Origin of the sequence: Paraflavitalea sp. CAU 1676, assembly GCF_029223285.1 — a bacterium.
Taxonomy (GTDB): domain Bacteria; phylum Bacteroidota; class Bacteroidia; order Chitinophagales; family Chitinophagaceae; genus Paraflavitalea.
This window is the reverse complement of the sequence record NZ_JARHUJ010000006.1, coordinates 307,755-319,772: the sequence shown is the minus strand read 5'-3', so window position 1 is coordinate 319,772 and position 12,018 is coordinate 307,755. Positions and strand designations below refer to the sequence as shown.

The following is a 12,018-nucleotide window of genomic DNA, read 5'->3' as shown; positions in this document are numbered from 1 at the left end:
ACACATTTGATATTTGTTAAACCAGCCTTTTCCCGGACTGAGCGCAGCGCATAGGCGGCCCAAACGTTCAACTGCCCATCCAACACCTACCCCTATTCACCGGTACAAAGGCAACAACGGTCGATTCTCTGCCACGAAAGACCGGATTGTCGTAATAAGGAACACTTATCCACACAAGTTTCACAAATCCACAGCGTCTAACTTTTAAATCGCGAACTCTTATATACAACCTGCATGAGCAAGATATTGACCCTCTTGATTTTATTGACAACGTTCGGAACGGCCGCCCTGGCACAAAAGGGGAGTGTGAAAGGTAAGCTCACCGATTCCACTTATAAAGAAGTATTGTCTGAGGCCACCGTTTCGATTTACAGCATCAAAGACTCTTCGGTAATCGCATTCGGCATCTCCAATGCGAAAGGAGAGTTCGAGATCAAAAACCTCGATACGGGCACCTTCCGCCTCAGCATAACCTACCAGGGTTATCAGCCTGTTACAAAAAGAATTAGCATAAAGACCGAACAGCCCACGCTCGACCTGGCCACTATATATATGGACAAACGAACTACCCTACTCGATGAGGTAGTGGTAGAAGCGCCGCCCATCCAGGTGAAAAAAGATACGATCGAGTTCAAGGCCAGCGCATTCAAGACCAAGCCCAACTCTACGGCAGAAGACGTTCTGAAGAAAGTGCCCGGCATTCAGGTAGATAAAGAAGGCAACGTGAAAGCGCAGGGCGAAGATGTGCAGAAAGTATATGTTGATGGAAAGGAATTCTTCGGCAGCGATCCCAAACTGGCCACCAAGAACATTACTGCCGACATGATCGAGTCCGTACAGGTATTCGATGATATGAGCGATCAGGCCAAGTTTACCCGTATCGACGATGGCAGCCGTTCAAAGACAATCAACATTCGCCTCAAAAAAGATAAACGAAAAGGATATTTCGGCCGTGCCGTAGTAGGCGGTGGTTATAGTGAAGAGAACAAAGATTTCCGTTATGACGGTAGCTTCAACTTCAGCCGCTTCAATGGCGATCGCCGTATCTCTGTACTCGGCCAGTTCAATAACATCAACAAGCAAAGCTTCAGCTTTAACGATATTTCCGGCGGCGGTGGCGGCGGTAACCGTGGTGGAGGTGGTGGATTCGGTGGCGGAGGCTTTGGAGGCTTCGGCGGCGGTGGTGGAGGTGGCGGAGGTTTCCGCGGTGGCGGTGGCGGCGGCATGGGCTTTGGCTTGCTCAGCAACGGAGCCTCTGGTGGTATTACGAAAACGCTTTCTGGTGGCATCAACTATACCGATAAGTGGTCTTCTAAAGTAGATGTAACAGGAAGTTACTTTTACTCCAATACCAACAACCACGCAGAGCAGATCATTCGCCAGCAAACTGATCTTAGTAAAAGCGTAAGAGGTAAAATCATACCCGACTCTGCTTCTGTGCAAGACGAACAGGCATTCACCGATACCAAGAACCAGAACCACCGGTTCAGTCTGCGTATAGAAGCTGCGATCGATTCCATGAACTCGATCCTGTATACGCCAACTGCTACCTTCCAGCAATCTCAAACAGCCAACTACCAGGAAGATACCATCTACCGCTATTCACCCGCCAATAAAGGCTCGTATCTGGCCAATACCATCCAAACCCGCAGCTACAGCGAGCGGAAGGGCTACAATGTAAACAACAACCTGTTGTATCGCAGAAAGTTCAATAAGCCTGGCCGCACGTTTACCCTGGGCCTCAACAACAGCATCAATAACAATGAAACGGATTCCAAAAACTATTCGCCTATCCGTTCCTATGCTTTCGATGGCACCTTGATCCAGGATTCGTTGCAGGACTTTATCAGCAACTCGACAACAAAATCAACGTCTACAGTAATCAGCACCTCCTACACGGAGCCGATAGGTCATAATAAGATCATCGAACTTAACTATGCCTACACCAATAGTCATAATACTTCCGATAGGTTGGCGTATAATTTCGATAGCATTGGCAGCAAAGGATACACCATCCCGAACCTGGCGCAGACCAACTATTTCGAGAACGATAATATAAGACATCGAGCGGGTGCAAATTTCCGCGTGCAAACCAACAAGTATAATTTCCAGATAGGTGGTGCAGTCGAGTCCTCCGACCTCACCAACCGTACCGTTCGCCCGCTTACCTCGAAAGACACAACGGTAAACCAGAACTTTTTCAATTTTCAGCCAATTGCACGCTTGAACTTTACGTTTACCCGTACCAAAAACCTCCGGATCTCCTACATGGGTCGTACGAACCAGCCTTCAATAACACAGTTGCAGGACGCACCGGATTTCTCGAATCAGTTTTCTGTTACCAATGGTAATCCCTTCCTGAAGCAGGAATATTCAAACTACGTGAACCTGAACTATAGCACGTTCAATATTTCTACGTTTAAGCTGTTTTCAGCCAACCTGAACTTCAGCAATACCAGCAATAAGATCGTGAACAATGTTGATACTGTGCCCGACCGGTTCAAGAAGTATAATAATACACCAGGTGCTTCCTACATTGTACCGGTAAACCTCAATGGTTCTTTCAGTGCATCATCCTTTGTAACAATGGGCTTTCCGCTGAAAGGTGCCTTGAAAGGCAGCAACCTGAATTTCAACAACAATGCGTCTTATAACAGGAATGCCGGAATACAGTCGGGGTTAACTTACTTTACCAATACGTTTGCAATGACCCAAACCGCCAGCATCCATATCGACTACAAGGGTTTGAACGTTGGCGTAAATGGAAGCTTTACCTACAACAATATCAACTACTCAGGCAATTATAGCGGAGCAGCCGAACAGGTCTATTATACACAGAACTATGGGTTGGACTTCAACTATACTTTCTTCAAAAAGCTGATTTATTCATCCGATTTTGATTATATCATCAACTCTGGTCGTGGCGGCGAATTCGATCAAAACATTCCATTGTGGAATACCAGCCTGGCGATGCTGCTCTTCAAGAAGAAAGAAGGCGAGATCAAATTCTCTGTCAATGACCTGCTTAACCAGAATCAGAGCATTAACCGTACGGTAGACGGATTGAACATCAAAGACACCCGCTCTCTGGTACTGAAGCGTTATTTCATGCTCACCTTTACGTACAACCTCAACAGGGCAGGTGCACAAAACCAGCAACGCGGCCCCGGCGGAGGCGATATGCCCCGCCAGTTCAGGATGATGCGCAACTAGCAAGAGCTTTCCCCCTTCACATACTAACAGGCCTCCCAATGGGAGGCTTTGTTTTTGGGTAAAGGCGCAACGGTCTCCAATTCCTGATAATCTTATCCCACCCCTCGTCCAAAGAGGCACAACATTTTTCGAACTATTACGAGGGCCGATCATATCTGCGTATACAGGGGCACTTCGGACTGCCATATTAAAAGCTGGGCCACCTTCCTTTTTCTCAAAAACCTGGCATTTCCCGGTCGCCGCCAGGCGAGCTAACAATGCCCGTAGTTGGTGGCATTAAACGCCATTCACATACACCTGATTGATGGTTTTCGCTGAATGCTAAGCCGGCAAAATATCGTCATAAAAAGGCGAAAGCGACCTTTTAGACAGGCACCAGACGCACACCAAAGCCGGACCAAACCCGGACCAGACTCGGGCAAATCCGAATACTTGGCGTGTTTGCCCTGTTTTTGGTCAGCGTTGAGATCGCATGTCTATGGCTACAGTTTGTGTTTAACTTTCGAGAAACCCGACCCATTTCCACCATTAAGATTTTGAAAGCATATTGAAGAACAGGGCTAGCGGGGAAGTGCTATTGGGCCCAATAATTTGGAGGTGGGAATGTGCAAAATGCCGTAGCTGCAGGCGTACAGTAAGCTGGTCGAACCTGGCAAAAAAGCAATACGTCAGCAGACTGCTCCCGGCGGGAAGCACAGTAGTGCTGTCTGATGAGCCCGGCTGGAGCAGCAATAAGTCTGCAGACAGGGCCAGGCTGCAAACCAGGTAAGCCTGGCAGTGGAGTCCTGAGGAGTGGAGCAATTAGCTTGCACGCAAGGCCCAGTGGGAAACGCATTAAACCTGTCGGAAGAGCCCTTCAGGAAACTCAAAAAGTCTGCCGGAAGGACTTCCGGTTGCGGTACCAAACAACAAAAAGCCCCCCGTTTGCACAGGGGGCCAGCACATACTGATTGTGGTTTCAGAGGTAAGTGCTGAAATCTTTATTCAAGTGTACAAGGCCTTGGAACAAGCCCAATGGCTAACTTCAGTTTAGGTAATGCTGTTAGTGTTGGTGTAAACGGTATCTGCTGATGGGAGACGAAATGGGCGACTTTCCGACCATTAAAACAGCCATCAGACTCCTGAAGAAACGGAGTACATTGGAGGAAGGGCGATAGATGTCTTTATTGATCTTAGCCCGGTGGGTGTCATAATACATTGTATTCTTTTGCATGGAATAGTGGATTTAGGGAACAAAGTTTAGGTTTAACCTACACTCAACGCCCCTTTTATTCTTTTATTGTGTACCGGTAAAAAAAGTGGATTTCTATTTCATCCGCCAGCGGGATTGTCTATTTTTCGACCATAAATCCATGCCATGAAACAGATTTACCTGCTCCTGTGGTTTGCTGTATGCAGCGCCTCCCTCCACGCGCAGGGCGTTTTCAGCACCAAAACCACCACCGCACTTCAAAAGGTCATTGAAGACTATCCCAACCGGTTCAATAACATCAAAGGCGACCGGCTTGCCGAACATACCCGCGCAGTCGACTATAAATCCCGCGTGGTCATTGCCGGGGCCGCCAATCCCATCATCACCACCTATGCTGCACCACCCAAAGAGCAATACGCCTGGAGCTGCGAGCTGGCCAGGTCCGACAACTTCGATCAGGCAAAGACCAGTTTCCAGAACCTCTTTAACCAGATCACCAATACCATCATCAAGATAGACGGCGAAAAGCCTTTTATCCTCAACGGTAAATTCGAAGCACCGGTCGACAAAAAAGCCACCACCATCCGTTTCGAACTACTCGCTGCGCCCGAAGCTGTGCAGCCGCTCAAAGTAGAACTTTCCCTGCGTTACACAACCGAATGGAAGATCACTCTCTCGGTGTACGACCAGGATCGGCAATACGACGTTGCCATGCAGCAACCCTAACCGAAAATAAAGATACAGCCACCGGGAGTTTGCAAACTCCCGATTCTTATTTATTAACCTTCATTAACATTAAAGCAAGGCTGGTTAACCTGCTTTCATGCCGTGTACTAATATTTTCGTAGCTGAATAAACCTCCGAAAATAAAACCGGTATGAAAAATATCTACCTGCTCATCATCGCCAGCCTTTCCACCCTCAGCCTCTGCGCGCAAAAGAACGGCAGCGTAAAAGGCAGCCTGTATGATAGCGTAGCGAAACAACCCGTAGCATCGGCCACCATTACAGTACTCCAAAAAAAGGATTCGTCCCTCGTCACTTTTACCATGACCGATAGCAAGGGGCGTTTTGAGATTACCCAGCTGGCCAATGGCGACTACCGGTTGCTGATCACGCACGTCAACTACCATGGCAGCAATAAAACCTTCAGCATCGACGATGCCAATAAGAACAGGGATCTAGGCAACCTCATCCTGCACGATGCGGCCCAGATGCTGAATGAAGTAGTGGTAACGGCCGAGGCGCCCCCGGTTACCCTGATAGGGGATACCGTTCAATACAATGCGGGCTCCTTCAAGACACCCCCAAACGCCAACGTGGAACAATTGCTCAAGAAAATGCCCGGCATACAGGTTGAAAAAGATGGCACCGTAAAAGCACAGGGCCAGGAAGTGAAGCGGGTGTTGGTAGATGGAAAGGAGTTCTTTGGCACCGACCCGAAGATCGCAACCAGGAACCTGCCCTCCGACGCCGTTGATAAAGTGCAGGTCTATGACAAATCGAGCGATGCAGCACAGCTCACCGGCTTCGATGACGGCAATAGCGAAAAGACCATCAACCTGAAATTGAAAAAAGACAAGAAGAAAGGTCTATTCGGAAAAGCCTCCGTTGGAGCCGGTACATCTGACCGGTACGAAGGCCGCTTTAATTTGAACTCATTCAAAGGCGCACGACAGCTGTCGGTCATAGGCATGGGCAACAATACCAATGCCGAAGGGTTCTCATTTATGGATATGCTGAGTTTTTCGGGCCAGCTGAGCGGCGGCCGGCAAAATGGCGGTGTGATGACCATCACTAGTAATGATCCTTCTGTAGGTGGCTTCGCCGGTGGCAACAACAACAACAGCATCCGCACCATCTGGGGAGGCGGCCTTAACTACAACAATATCATCGGCAACAATACCGACTTTACCAGCAACTACTTCTACAACCGCTACAATCCTAAAATTGAAAAGGAAACACAACAGCAGAATTTTCTGCCCGATGGGTCCATACTTACAAAATCATCCAATAGTCTTTCAGATAATATCAACAACAGCCACAAGCTCAACCTGAGCGCGGATATCAAACTTGATTCATTTCATTCCATCAAGATCTCACCATCGCTGGGTTATCAGTCAACCAACAACAATAACATCAGCGAATACGCCACCCGCAACCAGCACAACACGCTGGCCAACCAGGGCATCAATAAAAGCCTGTCGGCCAGCGACGGATATAATTTCCGTAATGAGATACTGTTCCGGAAAAGATTCCGTACGCGCGGGCGTACTTTCTCCCTCACGCTCACCACCAACCTCAATGCCTCCGATGGCGATGGAAGCCAGCTGTCGGTCAATAAATTCTTTAACCCCGATGGCAGCGCACTTGGAACCGATTCCATCAACCAGTTCAATGCATTCGAAAGCGACCTGCTCAGTTACAACGCCAGGGCCGTATATACAGAGCCGATCATGAAGAACACCTTGCTCGAGTTTAGTGTAAGCAACAGCCTCAGCAAAAGCACCTCCGCCAAAACCACCTGGGATTACAATAGGCTTAACGGGAAATACGATGCCATCAACGACGCGCTATCCAACCACTATGAGAATACCTATGAATTTACCAATGGAGGTATTCGCTGGCGCAGCCAGTTCAAGAAGTGGAACTTTGCAGCCGGCGCCAACTGGCAAAAAGCCGACCTGGAAGGCAATATCATTGCCGGTACCAAAGACAGCCTGATCAAACAAACGTTCTACAATATTTTACCCAGCGCGAGGTTCCAATATAATTTCACCAAGTTCAAGAATCTGCAGGTCAATTACAATGCAATGACCAATCAGCCGAGCATGACACAGTTGTCGCCGGTGGCGGATATCAGTAATCCGCTCAACATCCGGGAAGGTAATCCCGATCTGCAACAGGAGTACACGCATTTGGCCACCATCAATTTCATGTCGGTCAATCCATTCAGGAACAAGAACCTGTTTGCCTACTTCAACATCCGGCAAACCAATAACAAGATCGTAAGCTACGACAGCATCAACGCCCAGGGCATCAAGCGCACCCGGCCCATCAACGTAGACGGCGTATTTAATCTAAATGGAACGGTAAGTCTGGGTTTACCGGTACGATTCCTGAAGGGAACCGTCAACATTTCTTCCAACGTCGGGTATGACAGGAACAAACAATATATCAATGGCGCCGGCAATACGATCAATACCACTACGCTGGGACCATCACTGCGGCTGGATATGAGTCCCACCGGCAAGTTCGATGTATCGCTCAACGCCGGCATCAACTACAACCGGAGCGAGTATTCCCTGCAATCGAGCCTTAATACCACCTATTTCTCTCAGAACTATGGTACCGATATCAACTGGCAGCTTCCCAAAAGCTTTTACTTCAATACCGAATTTACGTATATGTTGAATAACCGCCTGGCCGACGGTTTCAATCTGCGTGTTCCCTTGTGGAATGCATCGATCAGCAAGCAGTTCCTCCGATTCAACCGTGGCGAGCTCAAGCTTACTGCCTTCGACCTGCTGAATGAGAATGTGAACATCAGCCGCACAAGCAACCAAAACTATATCGAAGATAACCGGGTAACCACCTTGCGCAGGTATTTCCTCCTGAGCTTCACGTACAGCCTCAGCAAGATGGGCCTCGACGTTGCATCACCCGCGCCCGGAAGTTTTCGCATCATGCGATAAAGTATAGCCGCTGCCGATAATCCATTTTGCCAGTTGGGCAAACATTAATATTTTTGAGATACACATTGCATCGGGGTGCCTGCACAAGGCTGAGATAATACCCGGGAACCTGATCTGGCTAATACCAGCGGAGGAAATGCAAATGGGCCCGACGTATATTTCATTAAGTATATAGAAAGCCACATTTCCTGCACAGGCAATGTGGCTTTTGATTTTTAATTATACGATATGGATATACAACAGTTCACCAACAACCTCACCAACTGGCAGGGCCGGCAGGAGTGGTTCTTCAACCGCGAACATACCGATACCTACGAACAGTGGTATGAGGGGCGCTACAAGCGCGCCGAAGTATGGCAAAAGAAAGTGATCGGCGGCCTGATCAAAAAAGATACACGCGTAAAGACGTTGCTGGAGTTTGGTTGCGGCACTACCCGCTTTACCCGCTGGTGGCATAACATCGGGATTGATGCTACCGGTGGAGACATATCCCCTTTCATGCTGGGCCAGGGTGTACACCTTTTCGATGGCAACCTTGTGCTGGCCGATTCGCACCACATGCCTTTCAAAGACCACACCTTCGACGCACTGGCCTTTATCACCACCTTCGAATACTATAAGGATCCCGTAAAGGTGATTCGTGAGGCCGCACGGGTAGGCAGGTACGGAATCGTGTTTGGGATGATGAACCGCAACTCGCCCAAGGTGGTGCGTCGCCGCGTACAGCAACTCTTCGGAAAGAATCCCTTTTACGTTACCGCCACCTTCTATACACCTGCTGCGCTCACCGCAATCATTCATGAAGCATTGAAGGGCAGGGAATATTCGATAGAATGGACCTGCACCGGCCTGCCAAAATGGTTCCCGGTACAAAAATGGGGCGTTCCCTATGGTGATTTCTTTGGCTTACATGTACAATTCAACGATATCCGATGAGCAACTTTCATGGCAGCGGAAAGATCGCTGATAATTACTTTCATCAATCCATATATCCGTTTTGTGGGGCAGCGCGGCCGGAAGTGAAGGCAGGTGCTGCGTTTGGCGTGGATGTATCCATTATCAACCTGCCCAATGGCTTCGATATGGCGCTCACCAGTGATCCGCTATCCCTCATCCCATCTATCGGATTGCAGGAATCGGCCTGGCTATCGGTTCATCTCATGGCCAATGATATGGCTACTACCGGTGTGGCGCCAATGTATGCCCAGTTCGTACTGAACTTGCCCGAGTCCACCACACCCGAACAATTCGAAGAATACTGGCGCCACATACACAACTATTGCAGCGAAATAAAAGTATCGATCACGGGTGGCCATACCGGCGTGGCTGCGGGGCAGCACTCAACACTGGCAGGTGGCGGCACGATGGTATCGATCGCCCCGGCCGATACCTTTCTGCTCAGTAAATATGCACAACCCGGCGATGTGATCATCGTAACCGCCGAAGCCGCCATGCTTTCCACTGCCATCCTGGCCATGAGCTTTCCGAAGTTTGTGAAGGACAAATGCGGGGTTGAGAATTATAACCGGGCCTGTGATCTATTTTACAATACCAGTTCGCTCAAAGCAGGACTGGTAGCCGCTGGTAATGACACAAACAGGCAGGTAACCGCCATGCACGACGTAACCGAAGGCGGCATATTGGGAGCTATTTACGAAATGGTGAAGGCTGCCGGCACTGGCGCCTCGATAGAAGCCAGTCGATTACCGGTGGGCCCGGCACAACAGGCTGTATGCCGGTTGTTTGGCATCGATCCGATGTTTTCGATAGGCGCCGGCTCTATGATCATCACAGCAAGAGCCGGTCAATACCAGCCGGTGATACATCGCCTGCAACTGGCCGGGATCAACGCTGCGGTGGTGGGGGTGATCACAGAAAGGGAAGCAGGAATTAACATACACCAGCATGGAAGCACTCATCCACTCGTGCATCCCGGTACTGACCCCTATTGGTTGGCGTATTTCAACGCCCTTAATAATGGCTGGAACTAATGGAAACAACTAAACGAACAATAACCGGCGGCATTTACCTGGTCATCGATCCCGCAAAAGGAGAAGAGATCGTGATGCCGGTGTTGCAACAGGCCATAGCGGGTGGTGTAGAGGTGATACAAATTTGGAACCACTGGCTTCCCGGCCAATTGAAGCGCCCGCTCATTGAAAAGATAGGTGCCTGTGCTCAAGGGCACGATATTCCCGTACTGATCAATGAAGATTGGCGACTATTGCAGAACACCCGGCTTGATGGGGTTCATTTCGATAACGAGCCCGATCTGGCCGTTATCCGAAAAGAATTGGCCCGGCCGTTCATTGCCGGTATCACTTGTGGCAACGACCTCCAAAAGGTTCGGTGGGCTATAGACAACGGACTCGACTATATTTCCTTTTGTTCGATGTTCCCTTCTGGTTCCGCTGGTAGCTGCGAGCTGGTAGCGGTGTCAACGGTGCAGGAAGCCCGACTCCTTACCAGTATGCCCATCTTCCTTGCGGGAGGCATCACACCTCACAACCTCAGCGCACTGGCCGCCACCCACATGGATGGAGTTGCAGTCATAGGCGGTATCATGAAAGCAGCTGATCCGCAACAATCAACCCAAGCCTATAAACAGGCATTACAACAATTAAAACAACTTTGACTATGCAACCTGCATTGCTTCATAAACTCGCCTGTCCCATGGACAAGCACGACCTCTCGCTCAAAGTATTTGCTAAAGATACCAACGGCAATATCATTGAAGGGATGCTGCACTGCCAGCATTGCAACCGGCAATACCCCATCATTTACGGCCTGCCCATACTGGCCCCCGATGAATACAGGCAGCCCGCACTGGAAGGCAACATTACCCAACGCTGGCAAATAGAATTGCCGGCATAATAGCCGGCAAGGAGCTGTTTATCCGTCTACGGTAAAAAACAAAGTAGCCAGGCAGTAGTAAAATGATTCCAATGTGTCTGGATCATAGCACCGCCTGGCTACCGTTTATGTATTCATGGCTTTCCCTTCGTTAGTTCGAGAACCGTATGGTGGCGCCTCTTCCGGGGCCTCCTGTTTGCATATCGCGCATCAGCTTGCTTCGCTCGTCGGCAAACTCTTTCGGAGTAAGTCGCTTGCCCTCCTTGGGCTCTTTTACCGCGGTAACGTCTACCTTGGGCGATACTTCTATGGCTTTGTAAACAGTGCGTCCATTGTTGATGTCGATGGCAAGTACCAATCCAGGCAGCTGACCGGCAAATTCGGGGCTCACACTGGCAGGTATCGAGGTCGTAAACCAGGCTGTAATATTGGCCGTATCCTGAATTTCCTCCCGCTTCATTTCGCCGTTAGACATAGAGGTCATCATCCGTGTAGATATCCGCTGGGTAGTGGCCGCCTGGCAGGCATAACCCAGAATCGTTTTGGTATCTCCGGTAAGTTTCCAGCTGAGCTTTCGGATAGTGTCGCCCACCAATACTTTTTTGGTGCCCAACTCGCGTTGATCGATATAGGTACCATTCAGGTGGTCGGTAAAGGTTACATCATCGGCGCCGGCCACCATCATACGCACCTGCATTTGCCGCCCGTCACCCACTGCGCTTTGAAATGCCTGCTCGTCCGATTCTTCGGCCGGCAATTGGCGCCGCAGGGATTTCCCATTGGCAAAGAGGATCTCGAATTTATCGGTTCGCGTACGCGGAATTTGCTGGGCAATCCGTTCGTCCATTCCCTGAAAACGCATCACCATTTCCATCGTCCGTTCGTAAACGACTTTCCCTTCAGTTTGCTGAGCCCGGGCAGTGGCAATCAGTAAGATCGCGAGGCAACCCATCCATATCTTTTTCATAATGCTGGTTGATTTATGACCAAAGCTACTGAGTGGCGTTCTGGCAGCAGGTTAACACACCTTGCTTTAATGTTAATTAAGGTTAATACGGGCCTTGCT

General features: G+C 49.4%; 9 protein-coding genes and 1 riboswitch. Of the genes, 7 read left to right on the top strand and 2 right to left on the bottom strand.

What is annotated here, in order from left to right:
- Positions 1-234 precede the first annotated feature (234 nt).
- Entirely contained in the window at positions 235-3,213 is a 2,979-nt protein-coding gene (locus tag P2H89_RS21040; protein WP_275830560.1) for a TonB-dependent receptor, read from the top strand.
- A gap of 1,042 nt (positions 3,214-4,255) precedes the next feature.
- On the opposite strand, the gene P2H89_RS21035 is transcribed toward P2H89_RS21040, so the two are convergent.
- The gene (locus P2H89_RS21035) at positions 4,256-4,426 is read right to left on the bottom strand and encodes a hypothetical protein (RefSeq protein WP_275830558.1); all 171 of its coding nucleotides are present in this window, start codon (positions 4,424-4,426) and stop codon (positions 4,256-4,258) included.
- A gap of 144 nt (positions 4,427-4,570) precedes the next feature.
- Here P2H89_RS21035 and P2H89_RS21030 point away from each other — a divergent pair, with 144 nt between their 5' ends.
- From P2H89_RS21030 to P2H89_RS21005, 6 genes are all read left to right on the top strand, one after another.
- Positions 4,571-5,131 (top strand): hypothetical protein, encoded by a 561-nt coding sequence (locus tag P2H89_RS21030; protein ID WP_275830556.1) that lies wholly within the window; start codon positions 4,571-4,573, stop codon positions 5,129-5,131.
- Positions 5,132-5,282: 151 nt separating this feature from the next.
- On the top strand, positions 5,283-8,099 hold the full coding sequence (locus tag P2H89_RS21025; RefSeq protein ID WP_275830554.1) for an outer membrane beta-barrel family protein: 2,817 nt from the start codon (positions 5,283-5,285) through the stop codon (positions 8,097-8,099).
- Between the two features lie 61 nt (positions 8,100-8,160).
- Positions 8,161-8,252, top strand: a riboswitch (TPP riboswitch).
- A gap of 75 nt (positions 8,253-8,327) precedes the next feature.
- The gene (locus tag P2H89_RS21020) at positions 8,328-9,035 is read left to right on the top strand and encodes a class I SAM-dependent methyltransferase (RefSeq protein ID WP_275830552.1); all 708 of its coding nucleotides are present in this window, start codon (positions 8,328-8,330) and stop codon (positions 9,033-9,035) included.
- Entirely contained in the window at positions 9,032-10,090 is a 1,059-nt protein-coding gene (locus P2H89_RS21015; protein ID WP_275830550.1) for an AIR synthase-related protein, read from the top strand. Before P2H89_RS21020 ends, P2H89_RS21015 begins: the two co-directional genes overlap by 4 nt.
- On the top strand, positions 10,090-10,734 hold the full coding sequence (locus P2H89_RS21010) for a thiamine phosphate synthase (protein ID WP_275830548.1): 645 nt from the start codon (positions 10,090-10,092) through the stop codon (positions 10,732-10,734). Before P2H89_RS21015 ends, P2H89_RS21010 begins: the two co-directional genes overlap by 1 nt.
- A gap of 2 nt (positions 10,735-10,736) precedes the next feature.
- Positions 10,737-10,973: a Trm112 family protein gene (locus P2H89_RS21005; protein WP_275830546.1), complete on the top strand. Its 237-nt coding sequence runs from the start codon at positions 10,737-10,739 to the stop codon at positions 10,971-10,973.
- Positions 10,974-11,103: 130 nt separating this feature from the next.
- Here the strand turns inward: P2H89_RS21005 and P2H89_RS21000 are convergent, their stop codons facing one another.
- The gene (locus P2H89_RS21000) at positions 11,104-11,919 is read right to left on the bottom strand and encodes a GLPGLI family protein (RefSeq protein ID WP_275830544.1); all 816 of its coding nucleotides are present in this window, start codon (positions 11,917-11,919) and stop codon (positions 11,104-11,106) included.
- Positions 11,920-12,018 lie beyond the last annotated feature (99 nt).